At 35.1% G+C, this 23188-nt stretch carries 18 protein-coding genes; 2 read left to right on the forward strand and 16 right to left on the reverse strand.

Annotation, left to right across the window (positions count from 1 at the left end; genetic code table 11):
- Positions 1–201 precede the first annotated feature (201 nt).
- Positions 202–1614 (forward strand): APC family permease, encoded by a 1413-nt coding sequence (locus ACHRVL_RS20120; RefSeq protein ID WP_395415110.1) that lies wholly within the window; start codon positions 202–204, stop codon positions 1612–1614.
- Between the two features lie 127 nt (positions 1615–1741).
- Here ACHRVL_RS20120 and ACHRVL_RS20125 read toward each other — a convergent pair whose 3' ends face one another.
- The 6 genes from ACHRVL_RS20125 to dinB all read right to left on the reverse strand — a co-directional run bounded on the left by ACHRVL_RS20125 (position 1742) and on the right by dinB (position 9307).
- Positions 1742–2143, reverse strand: coding sequence for an MFS transporter (locus ACHRVL_RS20125; protein ID WP_395415111.1), 402 nt, complete (start codon positions 2141–2143; stop codon positions 1742–1744).
- Positions 2144–2274: 131 nt separating this feature from the next.
- A complete protein-coding gene (locus tag ACHRVL_RS20130; RefSeq protein ID WP_089056010.1) occupies positions 2275–2736 on the reverse strand; it encodes a DUF1810 domain-containing protein in 462 nt (153 codons plus the stop codon).
- 148 nt (positions 2737–2884) lie between these two features.
- Positions 2885–3517 carry an alpha-ketoglutarate-dependent dioxygenase AlkB family protein gene (locus ACHRVL_RS20135; RefSeq protein ID WP_395415112.1) on the reverse strand — a complete coding sequence of 211 codons (633 nt, stop codon included), beginning with the start codon at positions 3515–3517 and terminating at the stop codon, positions 2885–2887.
- Between the two features lie 45 nt (positions 3518–3562).
- Positions 3563–4951, reverse strand: a complete 1389-nt coding sequence (locus ACHRVL_RS20140; RefSeq protein WP_395415113.1) for an exonuclease domain-containing protein — start codon at positions 4949–4951, stop codon at positions 3563–3565.
- A 121-nt stretch (positions 4952–5072) separates the two neighbouring features.
- Positions 5073–8126, reverse strand: a complete 3054-nt coding sequence (locus tag ACHRVL_RS20145) for a DNA polymerase III subunit alpha (RefSeq protein WP_395415114.1) — start codon at positions 8124–8126, stop codon at positions 5073–5075.
- The gene (dinB, locus tag ACHRVL_RS20150) at positions 8126–9307 is read right to left on the reverse strand and encodes a DNA polymerase IV (protein WP_320566453.1); all 1182 of its coding nucleotides are present in this window, start codon (positions 9305–9307) and stop codon (positions 8126–8128) included. The genes ACHRVL_RS20145 and dinB overlap by 1 nt, the downstream gene beginning before the upstream one ends.
- An 87-nt stretch (positions 9308–9394) precedes the next feature.
- Here dinB and ACHRVL_RS20155 point away from each other — a divergent pair, with 87 nt between their 5' ends.
- Positions 9395–10168, forward strand: a complete 774-nt coding sequence (locus tag ACHRVL_RS20155) for a LexA family transcriptional regulator (protein WP_071636747.1) — start codon at positions 9395–9397, stop codon at positions 10166–10168.
- Between the two features lie 242 nt (positions 10169–10410).
- Here ACHRVL_RS20155 and ACHRVL_RS20160 read toward each other — a convergent pair whose 3' ends face one another.
- The 10 genes from ACHRVL_RS20160 to ACHRVL_RS20205 all read right to left on the reverse strand — a co-directional run bounded on the left by ACHRVL_RS20160 (position 10411) and on the right by ACHRVL_RS20205 (position 23188).
- Positions 10411–11172 carry a phosphatase PAP2 family protein gene (locus ACHRVL_RS20160; protein WP_395415115.1) on the reverse strand — a complete coding sequence of 254 codons (762 nt, stop codon included), beginning with the start codon at positions 11170–11172 and terminating at the stop codon, positions 10411–10413.
- A gap of 396 nt (positions 11173–11568) precedes the next feature.
- Positions 11569–13287 (reverse strand): ATP-binding protein, encoded by a 1719-nt coding sequence (locus ACHRVL_RS20165; RefSeq protein ID WP_395415116.1) that lies wholly within the window; start codon positions 13285–13287, stop codon positions 11569–11571.
- Positions 13288–13363: 76 nt separating this feature from the next.
- Complete coding sequence (locus ACHRVL_RS20170) at positions 13364–14488, reverse strand: sensor protein KdpD (protein WP_395415117.1); 1125 nt, start codon at positions 14486–14488, stop codon at positions 13364–13366.
- Positions 14489–14708: 220 nt separating this feature from the next.
- Positions 14709–15788 carry a porin gene (locus ACHRVL_RS20175; RefSeq protein ID WP_395415118.1) on the reverse strand — a complete coding sequence of 360 codons (1080 nt, stop codon included), beginning with the start codon at positions 15786–15788 and terminating at the stop codon, positions 14709–14711.
- 375 nt (positions 15789–16163) lie between these two features.
- Positions 16164–16715 (reverse strand): K(+)-transporting ATPase subunit C, encoded by a 552-nt coding sequence (locus tag ACHRVL_RS20180; protein ID WP_395415119.1) that lies wholly within the window; start codon positions 16713–16715, stop codon positions 16164–16166.
- A 163-nt stretch (positions 16716–16878) separates the two neighbouring features.
- The gene (gene kdpB, locus ACHRVL_RS20185; RefSeq protein WP_395415120.1) at positions 16879–18936 is read right to left on the reverse strand and encodes a potassium-transporting ATPase subunit KdpB; all 2058 of its coding nucleotides are present in this window, start codon (positions 18934–18936) and stop codon (positions 16879–16881) included.
- Positions 18937–19133: 197 nt separating this feature from the next.
- Entirely contained in the window at positions 19134–20855 is a 1722-nt protein-coding gene (gene kdpA, locus ACHRVL_RS20190; RefSeq protein WP_395415121.1) for a potassium-transporting ATPase subunit KdpA, read from the reverse strand.
- 103 nt (positions 20856–20958) lie between these two features.
- Entirely contained in the window at positions 20959–21036 is a 78-nt protein-coding gene (gene kdpF / locus ACHRVL_RS20195; RefSeq protein ID WP_081909388.1) for a K(+)-transporting ATPase subunit F, read from the reverse strand.
- Between the two features lie 140 nt (positions 21037–21176).
- The gene (locus ACHRVL_RS20200; protein WP_395415122.1) at positions 21177–21458 is read right to left on the reverse strand and encodes a hypothetical protein; all 282 of its coding nucleotides are present in this window, start codon (positions 21456–21458) and stop codon (positions 21177–21179) included.
- Between the two features lie 380 nt (positions 21459–21838).
- Complete coding sequence (locus ACHRVL_RS20205) at positions 21839–23188, reverse strand: sigma-54-dependent transcriptional regulator (protein WP_395415123.1); 1350 nt, start codon at positions 23186–23188, stop codon at positions 21839–21841.

The following is a 23188-nucleotide window of genomic DNA, read 5'->3' on the forward strand; positions in this document are numbered from 1 at the left end:
TTAATTAAGTTTTATTGAAAAATAAAAAGAATTCTCGATCTGTTTCGATAACAAAGTATTTACAGGTTTTAGCTTTTGAAAGGTCAATATGATTAATCAATTTTAAATTTTAGAGTTAGAATTTGCAACTTTAAAAATTAGAAACTGAAATTATTAGATTTCAGAAAAAAGTATATCTTTAACCAACCAAAAACCAAAAAAATGCAAGAAAACGACCAAGAAAATTTTAAAAGAGAACTCGGATTATTAGACGGAACCATGCTTGTGGTTGGTTCTATGATTGGATCTGGAATATTTATTGTAAGTGCTGATATCGCCAGACAAGTAGGTTCAGCAGGATGGCTTACGCTAATTTGGTTAATCTCAGGATTAATAACTGTTATTGCCGCTGTAAGTTATGGTGAATTAAGTGCAATGTTCCCAAAAGCGGGAGGACAATATGTATATCTAAAAGAAGCGTACAATAAGTTAATTGCGTTTTTGTATGGCTGGAGTTTCTTTGCCGTAATTCAAACCGGTACAATTGCCGCCGTTGGAGTTGCTTTTTCAAAATTTGCGGCATATTTGTATGAACCTTTCAGCGATGAAAATATATTGTATGAAATTGGTTCTTTCAAGCTTAATGCAGCGCAGTTAGTTTCGATATTCACTATCATTTTATTGACATACATTAATAGCCGCGGGGTAAAAAATGGTAAAATTCTGCAAACGGTTTTAACAATTATCAAAATTTTATCGTTACTGGGATTAATTGTATTCGGATTTACACTTGCTGCAAAAGCTTCAGTTTGGGATGCTAATTGGGCGGACGCTTGGAATACACGTTCATTTGACAAAGAAAGCGGTTCGTGGATGCCAATTGGAGGTATGGCTTTGATTACTGGAATTTCAGCAGCAATGGTTGGCTCTTTATTCTCAAGTGATGCATGGAATGGTGTTACTTTTATTGCCGGTGAAATTAAAAATCCAAAACGTAATGTTGGTTTCAGTTTGTTTTTAGGAACTTTTATAGTTACGATTATTTACGTTCTTACAAACATTATGTATTTGGCAGTAATTCCGCTTGATGAAATTGCGACAGCAAAATCGGATCGTGTGGCGGTTGTAGCATCACAATATATTTTTGGAAATATAGGAACTTTGATTATTGCAATAATGATTATGATTTCGACTTTTGCCTGTAATAACGGATTAATTATGGCTGGCGCTAGAGTTTATTATACCATGGCAAACGATGGTTTGTTCTTTAAAAAAGCTGCCGTTTTAAATAGTTCAAGTGTACCAGCTTGGGCATTATGGGCGCAGTGCATATGGGCTTCTGCTTTATGTCTTACAGGTAAATATGGTGATTTGTTAGATTTTGTAATCATCATTGTTTTGATTTTTTATATTCTAACGATTTATGGAATTTTTATCTTGCGCAAGAAAATGCCAGATATTGAAAGACCTTATAAAGCGTTTGGATATCCTTTTTTACCAATGTTGTATATAATAATTGCAACAGCAATTTGTATATCATTGCTTGTTGTGAAATTTTCAACTTGTGGTTGGGGCGTATTGATTATGCTTACAGGAATTCCAGTTTATTATCTAACAAAACCAAAAGAAGATTAGTACCGTCTTGAAGCTAAAATTAATATTTAGATATAAAAAACGCCTTATTCATAAGGCGTTTTTTCGTTATAATTAAGCTGAATGATTTAAATATACTGAATTTCCATGAAGAATTTTTTTATGAGGTTTATGCCAAATCATTATTAATTCTTTCCTCAGTTGGTCTTAAAAAAATCAGATATATTATAATAAGTATCCCAAATAATATAAAATCAGGTTTTAAAAATAATATTAAAAAAGCAGCACCTTCAAGAACTGTCCATCGCATTATAGAAGCAGTTTGATAAACAGGCAATTTGTCTTCCGTTTTTAATTTAGGATCTATTTGTTTTAATTGTGATTTGAACAAAAAAGCACTTAAAACAAAAGCTAGAATAGGTATAAAAACGTATGCAATTGAGGATGAATCTATACTGGGAATATTTTTTAATTTTTCAATTGAAAGCTCGCCTAAAAAGAAATAGACAAGAATTGTTCCTGCACAAACAGCAAGATGAATAATTTGCAAGGTTTTGATTTTTTGGGTCATGGTTTAGTTTTTTGAAGGTACAATATAAAACTAAAATTGCTGCTTGCAATAAGTTATTTAAGCTTAATCATAAAAAAAGACACTGCTTAGAAAAACAGTGTCTTTTGATGTCAAATAATCTATTGAGATTGTTATGCAATAACAGGTTCAACAGAAGATTTTATAGTTGAATTAATAATAGAAATAGTAAGCGGGTCTGATTCTCCCGAGAAAAAAGCATCTAATATTTCCTGAAATATCGGATTTGCGTTTTCAGTCATAGAAAAAAGTGTCATAGATGAACGCAGCTTTCGAGCATCTAAATCTCCTAAAATTCCATCAGCTGATTTTCTTTTAAAAGTTAATAACAGTTCTGAAATTTCTATAAGATGCTTTCCTAAAATAGGATGCTCTAGAAATTCTGAAGCTTCTTTTAAATCGGCAATTGCATAAAGATTTGCAGTATCGCTCTTACCTAATCCTTTTACCTGTGGGAAAATGAACCACATCCAGTGAGTTTCTTTCTTTCCTTTTTTAATTTCTGAAAGTGCGGTAAGATAAAGTTTATTCTGCGCATCTAAAAAGCGCGCTAAATCATTGTTTGAATATGCCATTTGTGGTATTGTATTTAAAAAAGGGTTGCAAAAGTACTAAAAAAGAAAGGGTCTGCCTAATAAAAGATGCACGTAGTGAGTAATTTAACTTTTTTTTGCAGAATTTTCCTCATCGTTATTAAGTAAGAAAAAGCTCATTTAGAGTTGTTTATATATCATAAACTCGTTTAGTTTGTCTAAAAGTCAGATTTATTCTGGGCAAAACATCCCGAGCTGTTTTCGGAACTTGATGCTGCCAAAAACTATTAGTTGTTCCAGCCATTAATAAAAAAGAACCGTGATGCAACGGAATCTCAATCTGCGGAATTTCTTTGCTGTATTTATGACGAAGTCTGAACATTCTGGTCTCGCCAAAAGTCACCGACGCAATAATAGGATTTGGTCCCGAATTATGTTCTTTGTCGCTGTGCCAGCCTACGCCATCATTTCCGTTTCGGTATAAATTTAAAAGAAGACTGTTAAAATCAACTTGTGTCTCTTTTTCAACACGACCTCGAATCGTCAATAAATCATAAGTCCAGTCTGGCCCTTTTGGATCTGCCCCAGGATTATCTTTGTCTTCATACCATGAAATCATTCGGGGAACTGTATAGGTTTTGTCATAAATTTCCATTTCATATTCCCTCCATTTGGTTTTGCGAAGTATTCTTTCATAAAAACGATCAGATTCTTCTTTTGTGAAGAAATTATCGATCAAAATCAATTCAGAATCAGGAATGTCAAATACTTTTTTTCCTCCTAAACCTGCAGTAAATAGTTCGGTGTCGTTAAATAGTGTCATAATTCAGATTTAGTTTTATAGCTCTATTTTTATGTTTTATTCTGTTTAGGAAGCTTTACTTAAAAAATGTTTGTTAAAGAATACTTTGCCAGGATATTTCTCAGCATAAGTAAAAATTAATTGTTCAATATATTGATTACTTTTATAAAGCGTAACATAACTTTTTACATCTTCTGGGTCATGAATGGCAACATCTCTCGGAATATATCCCATTCCATGAAAATGGCCATTTTCAATCCAGATACAACTGCGTTCCTCTTTCGATCTTCCTTTGTCAATAATGGCAAAAGTGGGCCTGTTGTTCAAGAAAAAATCAATAGCATTGTCAACTTGTTCGTTGTGAAGCAGAATATCAGGCAGGCTTTTTATATCGTTATTTTGAGGAAGCTCTGCTTCTTCAGGTCTGGAATATTTGCAGAATCTTTGATCAATTTCAAATTGTGCAGACAGATCTCGGAGTAGATTTATAGCGTTATACATGCTGTTAAATTCATGAATGCAAGTCTGAAATTTGCTCAGTTTTCCAACAGCTAAATATTTATAACCGTTTCTGGCTTCATACTGATAAATGCCAAATTTTGCTTCAAAACGTTTTAATGCTCTATTGTAGGTTGGCCAAAGCTGTTTTATTTCGGTACATTCCAGCAAAAGTGCCATTAATTCAGTAGCGCAGATTTCAAAGGAAATTCCGTGAATATCTCTCAAGAAATGCTGTCTTTGAGAATTGATATTATTGCCGCTAAAATGCGATGCCACACGTTTTTTTACATTGATAGCTTTTCCAACATAAATCACTTTTTTTGCCTGATTATAAAAATAATACACACCTGGTTTTTCTGGTAAATTGTTAAAATCATCTGGAGGAAGGTTAGGAGGTAAGCGCTGATCTTGAGCTGTTTTTTTGATCATATTCCCGATTTCTCCCGCATCATCCCATTCTAACAGAAGAGAGAATAATACAGCAGTCGCATCTGCGTCTCCGCCGGCGCGGTGTCTGTTTTCTAGAGATATATTTAAAGAATTGCAAAGATTTCCTAAACTGTAAGAACCTAAACCCGGCTTGATTTTTCTTGCTGCACGAACTGTACAAAGTTTTTGTGCCGACCATTTAAAACCCGCTTGCTCCAGCTGATGGTGAATAAATGAATAATCGAAGTTTACATTATGAGCAACAAAAATACGATCGGTAAGCATTTCCAATACTTTTTCTGAAATGTCATCAAAAATAGGTGCATTCGCCACCATTTCGTTATTAATACCCGTTAATCCAAAAATAGACAACGGTATATCTTTTTCTGGATTTACAAGCGTTTCATAACGGTCAATTACATTTTTGCCATCATGAATAATGATTGCAATTTCTGTAATGCGACTGTCACTGGCATTTCCGCCTGTGGTTTCAATATCGACTATGGCATATTCCGTATTTTTCATCTGTATATAACGTAAATTCTTCTTTAGTTATTTAAAATTTAACACATAGACTTAAAGTTAAAAATCGCACTTCTACAAGCTAAAAAACTATTTCTCTATGTGTTAAAACTATGATACTCGTTTAAAATTTCATTCGATGTCTTGGCAGATTAATTTCGTGCCCCTGCGGATAAGGTTTACGATGTGTCAGGCTTATATCTTCTTTAATTTGGTTTTGTGTTTTATATTGGTCTTTAGCATCCATATAACGCGGATCTGGAATGAAAGGCATTTTCGCCATTTTAATGATGGTGATGGTTGGAAAATGATAATCGACTTCGACATTTCCCAACAATAAATAACAACCTCCGCCCTGAAAAGGATGTTTTTCTAAGCTATCCGGAAAATGAGCCGTATCAAAATAAGTGCCTTCATGATCGATCCAGGTTCCAAAATACATGGTTCCTTTTTTTGTTGGAACGTGTTTTCTGGAAATTAGATAAGCCAACATTCTGACTTGTTTTTTATGATACTGAACCAAATCTTTAGCCATGACATCACCGCGGTGTTTGGTTTGCAAAAGATCGAAAACAGTACAAGAAACAGGAAAACTCAATAATTCAATTTCGTCAAAAGCATCTTCAAAAACGGAACGTTCTAATTTTGGAAGTTTGTATTCTTTAACGGGTTCCTGTAGTAATTTTAAATTCCTGTTTTCAGGTTTAAAATTGTTCAAAAGCAGACTTGCAGTGACCAAAAGCTGATTTTTGGTTTTTCCTGTAAAACGAAAAGCATCGATAAAAATCAGAGTTTTAACACCTTCAATCCCAATTGGAATCCGATTGATAAAATCTTCCAGAGAAAGAAAATCACCTTTTTTATTTCGATCTTCTTCAATCAAATGAGCGATTTTAGATTCCAGACTTTGAATGTGCATAAAACCTAAATAAATATCAGTTCCGTACAAAGTAGTCTGGTATTCGCTTTTATTCACACACGGATTATGAATCGTTCCGCCAGACATTCTTGCTTCGTGTACATAAACTTCGGTTCTGTAAAATCCACCTTGATTGTTGATTACCGCTGTCATAAATTCAACAGGAAAATTAACTTTCAGATATAAACTCTGATAACTTTCAACTGCATAAGAAGCCGAGTGCGCTTTGCAGAAAGAATATCCCGCAAAAGATTCAATCTGGCGATAAATTTCCTGACTCAACGACAATGGATGTCCTTTTTGGGCACAGCTCGCAAAGAAATTATCTTTTACTTTTTGCAACGCTTCCAAAGATCTTCCTTTTCCCGACATGGCGCGACGCAGAATATCTCCGTCTGGTGCAGGAAGTCCACCGTAATGCTGGGCAATTTTAATGACATCTTCCTGATAGACCATAATGCCGTAAGTTTCGCCAAGATGTTCTCTGAAAACTTCATGAAAATATTCAAACTGAGTTGGATTGTTGTGGCGAAAAATATACTCTTTCATCATTCCCGATTGTGCAACGCCGGGACGAATAATAGACGACGCGGCGACAAGAATTTTATAATTATCACAATTTAAACGACGCAGTAAACCACGCATAGCAGGACTTTCGATATAAAAACAGCCAATTGTATGTCCTTTTGCTAAATAAGAATTGCAAACGGCTTCGTCTTTGGAAATTGAAGTATCACGAATATTAACTTTTATGCCTCGGTTTTTGGCAATCAGTTTTACGCTGTCATCAATATGGCCAATACCACGCTGACTTAGAATATCAAATTTATCAAAACCAATTTCTTCGGCAATGTGCATATCAAAAAGTACGATTGGAAAACCTTTTGGAGGCATTTCCAGAGGTGTATAATTCGTAATTGGTTCTTCAGAAATCAGAATTCCACACGCATGCATGCTTCGTTGATTGGGATATTTTTCCATCATTTGTCCATATTCCTGAACCAATTTTACAATTTTATTGGTCGGATGAAGTTCTTGCGGATTTTTTGCCAAAAGATCTAATTCTTCTTTAGGAAGACCAAAAACCTTTCCGACTTCTCTAAAAATAGAACGGTATTTAAACTCGACATTCGTACCACAAAAAGCTACATGATCTTTACCATATTTTTTGAAGATATATTCAAGAATTGTGTTGCGTTCCTGCCAGCTCCAGTCAATATCAAAATCAGGTGGTGTTTTACGGTTTAGATTTAAAAAACGTTCAAAATAGAGATCGAGTTCAATAGGGCAGATATCTGTAATTCCGAGACAATAGGCGATGATGCTGTTGGCACCGCTTCCGCGACCGATATGCATAAAGCCTTGACTATTGCTGAATTGAATAATATCCCAAGTAATTAAAAAATAACCGCTGAATTCTAATTCATCAATAACTTTTAATTCTTTTTTTACGCGGGCTTTTGCTTCAGTATTTTCGTTTCCGTAACGTTTTTCAAATCCTTCCCAAGCCAATTCCGTCAGTTTTTCTAAATCTTTTTGACGGTTTTCAGTATAGAATTTTTTATTTCTTTTAGCTGAAAAATCATATTGAAAATTACAATCGTCAATGATACGTTGTGTATTTAAAATGATTTCACTATATTTTTCATAGAATGGCAGAATCGATTCTACAGGTTTCATCACATCAGAAACTTTGCAATAATCTGCTTCTGTAAGTTTCGATAAAATAATATTAGTATCAATAGCCCGAAGCACTTTATGCAGATTGTATTCTTTTTTATTTCTAAAAGTTACAGGTTGTAAAATCACCATTTTGGAGATTTTATTTTTATGTTTTGAAGTCAAAAGACTTGAAACTTCTTCAGGACGAACTCCGATAAATTCATTTTCAAAAAGTGTTTCAGGAGCATTTTCTAAAGTATAAATCACAAAAATCGATTTGAATTTTGGAGCACGCAAAGGCAAAGTTTCTCCGCTGAAATTATGGTCAGTTAAGAATCTGTTCATTTCAGCTAAACCTTCTGCATTTTGCGCCAGACCAATATATCGGAATTCATGATTGTATCGAAATTCCATTCCAATCAAAGGTTTGATTTCTTTTTCCTGACACGCTTTTATAAAATCGTAAATTCCGGTAACAGTATTAATATCGGTCAATGCCATTGCTTTTATACCATGCAAAACGGCTTCGGCAATCAAATCCTTAAGCGGAATTGTGCCGTAACGTAATGAATGATAAGAATGACAATTGAGATACATTATTTCTTGCGTTTTAAAATTTCGTCTTTAGTGTTGGGTTTAAAGTGAGCTCCGGCGCAACGCATTACGGCATCAAAACCATAACGGCTTTTCATTTTGTCCATCGCTTCATAAAGTGAAAGCATTTCCTGAGTATCTTCAAAAAGATCAATTTGATAGGTTCCGCGCACGAGTCCGCTAAAGCGAACGCCAATCAAGCGCAGACGCATACGACGCTGATAGACTTTTTCAAAAAGTTCTATTACATTTTTCGTCAAAATGTGATCGGCTGAGGTATAAGCTACTCGGCATTGTTTGGTTTCAGTATCAAAATTAGCATAACGTATTTTTACCGTAACAGTTGAAGTAAGCCATTGTTCAGCACGAAGCTGAAAAGCCAGTTTTTCGACCATTCCTAATAATATTCTTCTCAACTTTGCAAGATCAATAGTATCTTGAGAAAAAGTCGTTTCGGTCGAAATTGATTTTCTTTCGGTATAAGGTTCAACTGGCGTGTGGTCAATTCCGTGTGCTTTTTTCCAAAGTTCTAAACCGTTTTTACCAATCATTTGCTGTAAAACTTCGGCAGGCATTTCGGCCAAAGTCTGAATTTTTCGAACGCCAATTCGGGACAAAAGCTGAAAAGTCACAGCGCCAACCATCGGGATTTTCTGAATCGAAAGCGGATTTAAAAAGTCTTGTACTTCTTGTTCGGGAATTTGAAGATTTCCGACAGGTTTGCCTTCTCCGGTTGCAATTTTAGAAACCGTTTTGTTAATGGATAATGAAAAACTAATTGGCAGTCCGGTTTCTTTAATCACCTTTTGAGCCAATTCATTTGTCCATTTATAACTTCCGTGGAATTTATCCATTCCGGTAATGTCCATATAAAATTCATCGATGCTCGCTTTTTCTAAAACAGGCGCTTTTTCCTGAAGAATTTCAGTCACATCATGAGAAAGTTGCGAATATAATTCCATGTCGCCTTTCATCACTTTTGCGTCAGGGCAAAGTTTTAACGCCATACGAATTGGCATAGCAGAACGCACTCCATATTTACGGGCTTCATACGAACAAGATGCCACAACACCGCGGTCTCCGCCACCTATAATAAGCGGAATTCCGTTAAGTTCTGAGTTGGTGCGTCTTTCGCAGGATACAAAAAAGGTATCCAAATCCATATGTACAATTGCCCGTGCCATTTTCCTTTGTTTTTGTATGGAACAAAATTAGCACAGGTGATAACAATTTTTTGTATATTTGCTGTTCCAAATTATAACAAATTAATTATGTCCTTATTTTCAGACAACATCAGAGCACTAAGGGTTAAGCATAAAATATCACAAGAAAAATTAGCTGAAAACCTAAGTATTACAAGAGGAAGATACGTGAAATACGAAGACGGAACTTCGGAAGCACCGTATGACATTTTAAAGAAGATTGCATTATATTTTCATATGAGTATCGACTTGATATTATCTGTCGATATACGTAAAATTGATGTGCAAAATTTGATAAAACTAGAAGGCAACCGACTTATTTTACCTATTCAAGTGGATAGTTTTGGAGAAAATTTTATTGAAATTGTATCTCAAAAAGCAAAAGCGGGTTACCTCAACGGATATGCTGATCCAGAATATATTGAAAGTTTACAGCAGATTACGCTTCCGTTTTTAGGACCAGGAAAACACCGCGGATTTCCCGTTGAAGGCGATTCCATGCCTCCGCACGAAGATGGTTCGATTATTATTGGCCGTTATGTGGAAAAGCTGGGAGAGGTGATGGATGGAAAAACTTATATTCTGATTACCAAAAATGAAGGAATGGTTTATAAACGTCTCAATAAAAACAAAAAGAACGCTCTGGTTTTAGAATCGGATAATAGTTTTTATCCGAATTATGAAGTGAAAGCTTCTGATATTTTGGAGATTTGGGAATACGAATGTAATATCGGCCGTTCAGACAAAAAACAAGAAATATCGGAAACTGGAGCAATGAAAGATTTGCTTTTAGAATTGAAACGTGAAGTTCGAGAGATTAAGAATAATACTTCGAATACTTAAAAAGTTTTTTGCCACAGATTTGCTACCCCTGTTCGCTATCGCTCGAGTCACAGATTAAAAGGATTATTTTTCGCCACGAATTGCACAAATTTTCACTAATTTTTTATTCAGAATACAATCAATATAATTCGTGAAAATTTGTGGAATTCGTGGCAAATAAATCTACACAAAGCGATTAAAAAATCCTTTTAATCTGTGAAATCTGTGGCTTAAAAAACTTAGAGCCTTTGTGGCAAAAAAATCTAAAAAACTTTCACAAAACTCAAACCATATTGCTGTCCGTTATAAAAAGGCGCAATCATAGAAGTTGATTTATTTTCCGCTGATGATTTGAACAGCTTTTTAGTGATATATGGATTCATCCAATAGGCAATTTTGGTGCTTAAAATCCCGATTCCAGCTCCAGCAGCAACATCAGTTAACCAATGGCGGTTGTTGTAAATTCTAAATAATCCCGTTCCTGTTGCAACGGCATAACCAGCAATTCCGTACCAAATCGATTTGTCTTTGTATTCTTGGTATAAAAATTCGGCACCCATAAATGCAGTTGCGGTGTGTCCGGAAGGGAAGGAATTGTTCGAACTTCCGTCAGGTCTTTCTACATGTGAAATCGATTTTAAGCCTAAAACTGTTGTAGCCATAATTGCATATGAAGTCACAAGTATTACAGAACGATCTCGCATATTATTTTTGCCTTTTACTCCAAAAGCATTCAGCGCATAAACAGATACGGCAGGCGCATATTGCGAGAAATCGTCAATGGTAACTTTCTCGTCAATGTCTTCGGTAACTTCATCCTTAATTTGATGATTAAAACTCAAAAGTTGATCACTTTCTAAACCAATTACGCCATAACCAATTAATACACTCGGAATAATTAGTTGTTTGTAATTGAATTTTAAATTATGTGAAGTACTGTCAATTTTTGTGATCGAATCATTTTGTTGTGCATTCGCAGAAAATAATCCGAATAGGAATACAAGGTAAATCGTTTTGCGGAACATTGTTTTTGTCGTTATATTTTGCAATAGTAACGAATGTTCGATGCAGGTATTTTGTGCTTAATTCAACCTTAAGCGAATATTAATTTGTTGGTTTTAAATGAGGTAGTTGAATTAAGATTGGCTAAATTTTATTTAAATTCTGCAGGAATGATTTTCATATTATAGCAACGGATTTCAATCCGTTGAAGTTTGATTAAACCATGTTTTAAAGTCCCGTAGGGACGATTTATATTGTAGGGCTGGATTTCAATCCAGTTTAATATGAATCGAGCCCACGGCTCTTTTGCATTGCGGAATTTCTTTGTCAACCGGATTAAAATCCGGCCCTACAAAATGGTTTGAGCCTACGGCTCTTTTATATATTTTTCGTTTTACAATTCACAATTCACAATTTTTTTATACTTTCAACGAAAACCAAAACGTGCTTCCTAATCCCAAATTACTCTCAACCCCAACACTTCCATTTTGAGCTTCAATAAACTCTTTACTGATTGCTAAGCCCAATCCCGTTCCAGATTTCTGACTTCCCGGAACCTGAAAATATTTATCAAAAACTTTGTCTTTATATCTTGTGTCAATTCCTTTTCCAGTGTCGATAACCTGAAATACGATTTGATTATTTTCTTTTTTTAGTTTGATGTGAATCGTACTTTTTTCAGAAGAATATCGAATGGCATTTGACAAATAATTAATCAAAACCCAGCCGGTTTTTTCACTGTCCGCTTTTACGTCTTGCAGGTTTTCATCGGCATCAATTAAAAGTTTAATTTGTTTTTGATCGGCCTGAACTTTTACAGCTTCAACAGCATAATTTACAATTTCATGCGGATTGCTTTTTTCGATATTCAGCTGAATATTTCCCGTTTCTAATTGTGATAAATTAAGCAATTCGCCCGTAATTTTCAATAATCGCTGACTGTCGTCTTTTATGCTTTCTACCAATTGTTTTTGGTCTTCGTTCATGTCGCCCGTTTTTCCATTTTCAAGCAATTGAAGACTTAATTTTATAGAAGCAATTGGTGTTTTTAATTCGTGTGAAACTGTCGCAATAAAATTAGTTTTGGCAAAATCCAATTCTTTAAAAAGCGTAATATTTCGCAGAATAATAACATCGCCAATATTGATTTCTTTTTCTTCTCCCGTTGGAATTATGGTAATATTTAGAATTTCTTTTTCGAAATAACTTTCTTTTCCGTGCGCATAAATTTTCAGCGGTTGCTTTTTAGGAGAATCTGTATCCTCTTTCAAAATCAAAGACCGAATCAAATCATTTGATAACGCTAGAGTAGAAGCCGATTTCCCGATAACATCTTCCAATTTCAGACCAATAATTTTCAAGGCTTCATCATTGGCAAACAAAACAATTTCTTCATGATCCAGACCAATAATAGGATCGTTCATATTATTGATTAAAGTTTCCAGTCGTTTCTTTTCGAAAAAGAGTTTGTACAAATTACTATCGTTATATTCCTGAAGTTTCTGCGCCATTGTATTAAACGATTTGGCCAAATCTCCAAATTCGCTATGACTTGTAAAATGAACACGTTCGGAATAATTTTTATTGGCAATTTCCTTAATACTCAGCGTCAATTCCTTTATTGGATTGGCAATATTATTGGGCAGATTAACCAGCAAATTAAAAGCAATCAAAAAACATAAACTTCCCACAATAGCAATCCATAGATTGGCATTTTCAGCGGTATGTTTGGCAATATCGCTTTTCTGTTTTATAGCATCCAGATTCAGTTTCATGATGGCAAAAATATCCTGTCTGATTTTTGCTTTTATGGTTTCGTTTGCTCCGTTTTGTTCTAAAAGCGTAAAACTTTTTTCAAGGTTTTCGGTTGCTTCTTTTTCTCCGGGTTCGGTAACATTTTGTGTTTGTTTTTCAAGATATTCCTTGAAAACATGAATCTTGCTATCAGGGCTCGCTTTAATTTCATCCAAAGACAAAATCATATTTCGCGAATATTCCAGCGTATTATAATTCGCTTTCAGAATATTCTCGGTATCTGCTTTTATCAAAAAAACAGAATAACCGCTCACTAACGAAAGTATGATGATCATTAAAAATAACAATCCAACACCCAGATTCAATTTGGTTTTAATTCTCATATTTTATTTTTTGTGTGAAATGTTGTTTGTAAAATGTGAAATGAAAAACAACATCTTACATTTCACATAAAACATTTTACGATAATATCACAAGATCAACATTTGATAAAGACAATTTGTTTAGCAAACGCCTGAAAATTGTTGTAGACAAAATTACTTTAAATAAATTCAAATGTGGTTTTCCGATACACACAGTTGTAATTTGTTTTTCTTCTACAGTTGCCAAAATCGCATCTGTAATATTACTGTTTTCCAGTTTAATAACTTCTGCGCCTAATTGCACAGCGAGTTTAAAGTTATTAATTAAATGTCGCTGTTTGTCCAAAGCAATTTTATTACTGTTTTCCTGCGGAGTTTCCACATATAAAACATACCACAATCCGTTATAATAACTGGAGAGTCTTGCTGTTTTTCTAATCACAATTTTAGCCGTTTTATCATTACTGCTAATGCAGGCCAAAAGTTTCTCATGTCGTAAAGCATGAAGATTCGGGACTTCATTTTCAACTTTTCGAACGACCTGACTCGCTACTTCTTTCAAAGCCAATTCTCGAAGTTGTAAAATCTGTTCCGATTTAAAAAAGTTCGTTAATGCCGTCTGAATTTTATCCGGAGTATAAATTTTCCCTTCTTTCAAACGCGCAATCAAATCTTCAGATGTTAAGTCGATATTCACGACTTCATCTGCCAATCGCAAAACATTATCAGGAATTCTTTCCTGAACATCAATGTTGGTAATCCGTTTTACATCTTCATTTAAACTCTCAATATGCTGAATATTGACAGCCGAAATCACATTAATTCCAGCTTCCAAAATCTCCAAAACATCCTGCCAGCGTTTTTCGTTTTTGCTTCCTTCAACGTTCGTGTGCGCTAATTCATCAACAATAACTACTTCGGGGCGAAGGTTGATAATCGCCTGAACATCCAATTCTTCCAGTTCTTTTCCTTTATAGAAAATAGTACGTCTCGGAATTATCGGCAAACCTGCTAATAATTCATGCGTTTCCTTTCGCATGTGTGTTTCGATGTAACCAATTTTGAGATCGATTCCGTTTTTCAATAACGAATGCGCTTCCTGAAGCATACGAAAAGTTTTGCCCACACCGGCGCTCATTCCAATGTAGATTTTAAACTTCCCTTTTCGTGATTTCTGAATTAAATCGAGAAAGTGCTGTGCGTTATTATTTTCGTTTTCCATATTTTTTGCCACGAAGGCGCTAAGTCACAAAGTTTTTTTTTTAAAGCCACAGATTACACAGATTAGAAGGATTATTTGAATGGCTCTGCGTTGATTTATCTGCCACGAATTACACAAATTTTCACGAATTATATTTAATAAAAATTAGCGAAAATTTGTGTAATTCGTGGCGAAAAAAAAATCCTTTTAATCTGTGTAATCTGTGGCAAGAAATATTCCCCTAAAAACTAATCGCTAAGGAAGTCGTTACAAACGTATTCGTATCCGTTGGAAGATTGTCTTTATTGGTGAAGATCTCATCTTTACTTGAAAGATTTCTGGCTTCAATTCTAAACATAACATTATCAGTAACTAAGTAATCAAAGTTAGCCGAAAATCCGTAAGTTTTAAAACCGTTTGGCGTTTCAGTTGCGATAATTACACCTTTTTCATCACTATAATATTCACCTCGTACTGCAAGCTGAATCTTGTCAACTGGTTTATATTGCAGAATCAAAACAGGCGAAAACCAAGTATCGTATTTATCACTTCCTTTAGCCGATTGCTGAGATCCGATATCAAAACCAGCTGTAATATTTGTCTTTTCCGTTACTTTAAATTGTCCGTAAAAGTTGTTGAAATAACGCCATTTTTTATCAATATCCGGCTGTTCATTTCCAACATACGTACTCCAGTTCAAAGCAACCCGATCAGAAGGTTTGTAAGTAATCTGAGTTCCAAAAGCAGGAGTTTGATTGCCTTCTACTTTCTCAATTCTCTGCCAGCCATTCAAGTACATTCCGGCCAAATACCATTCTCCAGATTCAGATGTATAACCAATTTTAACTCCCGTTTCATAATAAGGCGAATTCTCAGCCAGAATACTTCTCGTTAAAGTCTGACAATCTTTTCCAATCGCACTTTCAAAACCAATATGCGAAGGCATAATTCCCGCATCAACCCATAAATTATGGTTTTTGGAAATCTTTACACCAACATTCGCCTCGTAAACATTTTTCAATAAACCTTGTTCGGCAGACATATTATATTCGGCATAAGTTCCCGCCATCAGTGCAAAATTCCCCCGAATATTTTCTTTCGAATAATTCACTTTTGCCATTCCCAAATTCAGGTTTACTTCGTTGCTTTTATTATAACTGTAAAAAAAGTTTGGCCGAGTATGATTTTCAGGTTTCCCGAAATCATAACTATAATAAGCGTCTACATATCCTGAAAATGTTAGTGGACTTTTAGATTCTTCCTGTGCATGTAAATTGCTATAACCAAAAGCGATTAAAGCAGTAAGTATTATTTTTTTCATTTTTGTGGTATTCAATTATTTATTAGTAGTTTTTTTAGGAGCTAATCCCGCTATCCACTACAATCTTTTGTTTGGAAGCCCCAAACAAAAGGATTTTCGTTTCTATCGGGGCTAGGGCATTTGGGGTAAAAAGGCGTTTTCGTTTCCTGCAAGGTTTCCAAAACCTTGTAGGTATTTATTTTTAAAGATTAGTTTTTATCGTTTAGTTTGTCATTTCGACGAAGGAGAAATCACACTAGAAACTCCGCACAGTTAATCGCCAATCTTTGTCGAATTACGAGTGTGATTTCTCCTTCGTCGAAATGACAAGAATGCGCATAGAAAAACTTAGAATCTCAGTATCTCAGTATCTCAGTATCTTAGAACCTTAGCATCTTAGCGAAGCTGATCCAAAGCCACATTCAATTCCAAAACATTCACAGTTTCAGGACCAACAACAGCTGTATTAATTTTAGATTCCACCAAAGCTTTTACTTTAGCTTCAGCTAAATTTCTTTCTTTAGCAATTCGTTTTACCTGAATCAAAGCGCCTTGCGGAGAAATATTCGGATCTAAACCACTTCCAGAAGCCGTAACCATATCTGCCGGAACATCAGATTTTTTCAAGTACGGATGAACCAATAAAAGTGTGTCAATTCTTTTTTGAACCAAAGCCAAATAATCAGCATTGCTTGGCCCTTTGTTGCTTCCGGCACTTCCCGCCGCGTTATAATCAACAGCCGAAGGTCTTCCCCAGAAATAATTCGACTTATCGAATTTCTGGCCAATTTTTTGGTAACCAACCACTTTTCCGTTAACCGAAATAGTTTCTCCTTTTCCTTGATTTGGAGCCATTTGTGCGATTCCGTAAATCGCTAAAGGATAAATAACTGCAAACAAGATTAAAGTCGCCACAGTAAGTTTTATTATAGAAAATAGATTTTTCATTTTTTTGAGATTCTAAGGGACTAAGTTGTTAAGGTTCTAAGTTTTTTTTCAGAAGCTTAGCAATCTAAAGTCTGTGTTTTTTATTTGAGTTTTTAAAGATTCCTGAATTTTACGATTCTAAGGGAAAAACCTTAGTCCCTTAGAATCTTAGCATCTTAGAACCTTACATAAAAAGTGCTACCAGTAAATCAATAACCTTAATTCCGATAAAAGGAACAATCAATCCGCCAAGTCCATAAATCAAAAGGTTTCTTTTTAAGATTGCACTTGCTCCAATTGGACGATAATCAACACCTTTCAGCGCAAGCGGAATCAATATTGGAATGATAATCGCATTGAAAATTACGGCTGATAAAATGGCGCTTTCAGGACTGTGCAAATGCATAATATTCAAACCTTGCAGCGCAGGAATCGCAGTAATAAAAAGAGCAGGAACAATAGCAAAATATTTCGCAACGTCATTTGCAATAGAAAAAGTAGTTAAAGTGCCTCGAGTCATTAAAAGCTGTTTTCCAATTTCAACAATTTCGATTAGTTTCGTTGGATCATTGTCAAGATCGACCATGTTTCCGGCTTCTTTTGCAGCTTGAGTTCCGCTGTTCATCGCAACACCAACATTGGCTTGGGCGAGGGCAGGAGCATCATTTGTTCCGTCACCCATCATGGCAACTAGTCTTCCTTCGGCCTGTTCTTTTCTGATATAATTCATTTTATCCTCAGGCTTAGCTTCAGCAATAAAATCATCAACACCGGCAGCCTCGGCAATAAATTTAGCCGTAAGCGGATTATCTCCTGTGACCATTACCGTTTTGATTCCCATTCTGCGCAAGCGCTCAAAACGTTCTTTCATTCCAGTTTTGATAATATCCTGAAGTTCGATAACACCTTGAACTTCATTGTTTTTGATTACTACTAATGGAGTTCCTCCATTAGACGAAATAGAAATTACTTGTTGTGCAGTATCTTCAGGAAAAGAATTTCCAGCTTGCTGTGCAATATTCTTCGCAGCATCCTGAGCACCTTTTCTAATGTTTGTTCCGTCTTTTAATACAACACCAGAAGTTCTGGTTTCTGCAGTAAATTTGATTGTGTGTGAGATGTTATCTGTAAAATGTGAAATGTCTGATTGCATTTTACTACTTACATCTAACATTTTACTAAGTTCAATGATGCTTTTCCCTTCAGGAGTATCATCAGCAAGCGAACTCAAAACAGCCGATTTCACGAAATCATCAAAAGAAATTCCTTTTGTTGGATAAAAATTGGTTGCTTTTCTGTTTCCAATGGTGATGGTTCCAGTTTTATCCAAAAGTAAAACATCAATATCTCCTGCAGTTTCGACTGCTTTACCCGATTTTGTAATTACGTTAGCACGCAACGCTCTATCCATTCCCGCAATACCAATTGCAGAAAGTAAACCTCCAATTGTAGTTGGAATTAAACATACAAACAAAGCAATGAAAGCCGCGATCGTGATGGGTGCGTTTGCATAGTCGGCAAACGGTTTTAGCGTAACGCACACAATCACGAAAATTAAAGTAAATGCGGCTAATAAAATGGTTAAGGCAATTTCGTTTGGTGTTTTCTGACGGCTCGCACCTTCAACCAAAGCAATCATTTTATCTAAAAAGCTTTCGCCAGGTTCAGAAGTTACTTTTACTTTGATTTTATCAGATAATACTTTTGTTCCTCCAGTTACAGATGATTTATCTCCGCCAGCTTCGCGGATTACAGGAGCACTTTCTCCGGTAATGGCACTTTCGTCAATGGTAGCCAGACCTTCGATAATTTCACCGTCGGCAGCAATTAAATCACCGGCTTCGCAAACGAAAATATTGTCTTTTTTTAATGCCGAAGAACTGATGTTTTTGATTTCTCCGTTTGGCAGAATCTGTCTTGCAGGAGTTTCTTCTCTTGTTTTTCTTAAACTGTCAGCTTGTGCTTTTCCTCTTGCTTCGGCAATGGCTTCGGCGAAATTGGCAAATAAAAGCGTTGCCAGTAAAATTAAAAATACAATTAAGTTATAAGTAAAACTTCCTTGGTCATTTGCGCCCATTAATATCGAAACGCAGACAGCAAACATAATTGCAGTTCCAATTTCTACGGTAAACATTACCGGATTTTTGATCATCATTTTTGGGTTCAGCTTGACAAAAGACTGCGCTAAGGCTTCTTTTACCTGTTTACTTTCAAACAATGATGTGGATTTATTAGTTGTCATTTTTTATATTATTTTGTTTAACTGATTTATTTAAACACATAGAGACATAGATTTTTACTTTGTGGTAAAGGCGTTTCACTTGCATCAATACACATAGCTATGTGTTAGAAACTGGTTTCTTTTGATCTCCTTTTTTAGATAAAAGAAAACTATGTTTCTATGTGTTTAAAATATTTTCAGCATTGAAAAATGAATTGTTATTTTAAAGTAAAGAATTCTGCTAATGGACCTAAAGCCAATGCTGGAAAGAATGATAAAGCAGCGATAATTGCGATTACGGCAAAAGTCATGATTCCGAAAATTGAGGTGTCGGTTTTTAAAGTTCCTGCACTCTCTGGAATGTATTTTTTACCTGCCAGTAAACCTGCAATTGCCAATGGACCAATGATTGGAATAAAACGGCTTAACAGTAATACGATTCCTGTAGTGATATTCCAAAACGGATTATTGTCTCCCAAACCTTCAAAACCAGAACCGTTATTGGCAGCACTTGAAGTATATTCGTATAACATTTCTGAGAATCCGTGATTACCAGGATTATTTAGCCAGCCTGTTGCATTTCCGCTGAACCAGTAACCCATTGCAGTATCATGCGCAGCAAAATAGGATGCTAAAGCAGTTCCTGACAATATTAATAAAGGGTGAAGAATGGCAATAAAGGTGGCAATTTTTACTTCCCGAGCTTCGATTTTCTTACCTAAAAATTCAGGAGTACGACCTACCATTAATCCGGAGATAAAGACAGCCAGAATAATGAAAACATAGTAGTTCAAAATACCAACACCGCATCCGCCGTAAAAGGCATTTACCATCATAGATAATAATTGCATAGCGCCAGAAACAGGCATCGAACTATCATGCATACTGTTTACAGAACCTGTAGAAATTACCGTTGTAGCAATACTCCAAAAACCTGAAATTGCTGGACCAAACCGAACTTCTTTTCCTTCCATCGCTCCAGTTGTTTGTGCAATGCCCATTTTCTCAATAGCAGGATTTCCGTTGATTTCACTCATAACTGTTGGAATTACTAACAATAGGAATCCAACTGTCATTACTCCGAAGATTATGTAGGATAGTTTTCTTTTCTTTAAATAAAAACCTAGCGCAAAAATCATCGCAAACGGAATAATCATTTGCGCCCAAAGTTCAACTGTATTTGTGAAATAAGTCGGGTTTTCTAATGGATGTGAGGAGTTGGCTCCAAAAAATCCACCACCGTTTGTACCAATATGTTTGATAGCAATAAAAGCCGCAGCAGGGCCTCTTGAGACTTCTACTTTATCACCTTGTAAAGTTGTAATAGCATCCTTTCCTTCAAAAGTCATTGGAGTACCGCTAAAAACTAATGCGATAGCTACAATTGCTGAAAGCGGTAATAAAATACGAGTGCAGCTTTTGATAAAATAATTATAAAAATTACCCAATTGTTCTGTCGTTCTTTCTTTCATTGCTGTAAAAATCATAGCGGCAGCCGCTAATCCAATACCAGCAGAAACAAATTGAAGGAACATCAAGACGATTTGTGAAAGGTAAGAAACCCCGCTTTCGCCTGAATAATGTTGTAAGTTACAATTGACTAAAAACGAAATAGCAGTGTTAAATGCCAAATCAGGAGTCATAGATGGGTTGTTGTCCGGATTAAGAGGTAAAGAACCCTGAAATAATAAGACAAAAAAGCAAAGAAAGAACCAAACCATGTTAATACTTAAAAGTGCTTTTAAGTGTTGTTTCCAGTTCATTTCTTCAGCCGAATTAATACCGCTGATTTTAAAAATAAATTTTTCAATTGGATTGAAAATTGGGTCAAGAAGTGTTTTGTCACCTAAATAAACTTTAGAGATGTATTTTCCTAAAGGAATCGCTAAAACAATAGTTAAGATGAAAATACCAATGACGCCTAATAATTCTGTGTTCATAATTTTTATATTTTTTAGTGAAAGGAGAAGTGATTTGTAAAATGGATTGATGAATAAAATTTAAGTTTACATTTCACATAAAGCATTTCACTTTTTACATGATTTAAAATTTTTCGGGTTTGATTAATACGTAAACCAAATACACGAAAACAGCGATTGAAATAATAAATAGTGCGGTCATGATTTAGATTTTTTCAAAAAATTCAACAGAGAGAAAACAAATTGCAAACAGCACAACGGCCAGCCCGAGTAAAAGAAATGTGATCATAGGATTTATTTTAGATTTAAGATTGTAGACTTTAGATTTTTCCGATTAAACGATTAAACGCCAGAGGCATTAACCTGTTTGTTATATTCGCTTTTAAGTGTTTGTGGAAAAAGATGTGAAATATTGCAATGACGCACTTCCATAAAAGAAGAAACGGAAAAAACATACACATTAGAAATGGCATTTTTAGTTTCGATGCTTCCTGTTACAAATAGGCGTTCGGCAAGAGCCAGACATTTTTTTGCACGAACGATGTTTCCGGAAATAATCGATTTTTTGGTTATCTCGGCAAAGCGTTCAGCTTGTTTGTAGATTGAGGTGACTTGATTTTTCATTTGGAATGAATTTTTAATGTTCTCTCTCCTTATGCCAAAATATGTTCCGAAAAAATCAAGTTATAGCTAAAGTGTTGTCAATAAAAGGAATGTAGTTGTGTGCCAAAAATAAGGCATAAAAAAAGCCTATCATTTTGATAAGCTTTTCTCGTTTTGATATGTTATTGTCAAGCTCCGGAGGAGCGAAATATTTATAGAAAATAAATTGAGGCAATTAGTTAGAGCCCCAGCGGGGTGGCATATTTTTTTAGATTGCATAGGTTGTCGCTCCGCTGGAGCTTTTTATCATTGGCAATAAATAATCTATAAATATTACACTTCTCCGAAGTTTTGAAAATTGATATTCATATTGATATTGAAATTGCCATTGAAATTGGAATTTAATTTTTCTCTATCCCATATTCTTCCAACTTTCTATACAAAGTCGCAATCCCAATTTCTAACAATCTAGCCGTTTCCGCTTTATTTCCTTTTGTATAATTTAAAACCTTTTGAATATGCAGTTTTTCAACACTTTGCATAGAGAAAGCCGACATTGGTTTTGAGTTATTTTCAGCTTGATGCTGCATTTCGTAAGGCAGAACATCTGAAGTTAAAGTATCGCCATTACTCAAAATAACCGATCTTTCGATGATGTTTTTAAGTTCACGAATATTTCCCGGCCAAGAATAACTTTCTAATTTTTGTAGAAAATCATCCGCAATATGTAATGTTTTTTTATTCGTTTTTTCTGAAAACTGTTTGACGAAATAATGTGTCAATATCCCAATATCTTTTATTCGTTCTCTTAATGAAGGTAATTTTATTTCGAAAATATTTAAACGGAAATACAAATCAGAACGGAAACGATGTTCATCGCTTTCTGTTTTTAGATCTCGGTTTGTAGCGGCAATTAATCTGAAATTCGATTTTTTTGGAGTGGTATCACCAACAGGAATATATTCAGAAGTTTCTAAAACGCGTAATAATTTGGCCTGAAGATCAATTGGCATTTCACCAATTTCATCCAGAAATAAAGTACCGCCGTTTGCTTCTTCAATAAAACCTTTTTTATCTTTTACAGCTCCCGTAAAAGCGCCTTGTTTATGACCAAAAAGTTCGCTTTCTAAAATTTCTTTTGTAAAAGTACTGCAGTTTAATGCCACAAAAGATTTCCCAACACGATTACTATTTTCGTGAATGGCCTGCGCAAAAACTTCTTTTCCGGTTCCGGTTTCGCCGGTAAGTAAAACAGTCGAATCTGTTTTGGCAACTTTTTGGGCAAGATCAATAACCTGTTCTATTCCTTTCGATTTTCCAACAATGGTATTAAAAGAATATTTATCGTTAATGCGTTTTTCAAGCTGCTGCACCTTTTTTTGCAAATGCACCTTTTCAACTGCTTTATAAAGAAGCGGAATAATCTTGTCGTTGTCGTCGCCTTTTACAATATAATCGAAAGCGCCATTTTTCATCGCCTGAACACCATCCGGAATATTCCCAAAAGCAGTCAGCAGAATAACTTCTGTCAGCGGAAAACTTCCTTTTATGTTTTGAAGAAAATCAACGCCATTTCCGTCAGGCAGTTTCACATCACATAAAACAACATCAACATCCGTTTGTTCCAGTTTCTTAAAACCTGATTTCAAATCTTTGGCTTCAAAAACTTCAAATCCTTCCGATTTTATAATACGCGCAAGCAGACTTCTCAGTTTTTCTTCGTCGTCTATAATTAAAATTTTGTGTGTCAT

Origin of the sequence: Flavobacterium sp. FlaQc-28 (assembly GCF_044007415.1) — a bacterium.
Lineage (GTDB): Bacteria > Bacteroidota > Bacteroidia > Flavobacteriales > Flavobacteriaceae > Flavobacterium.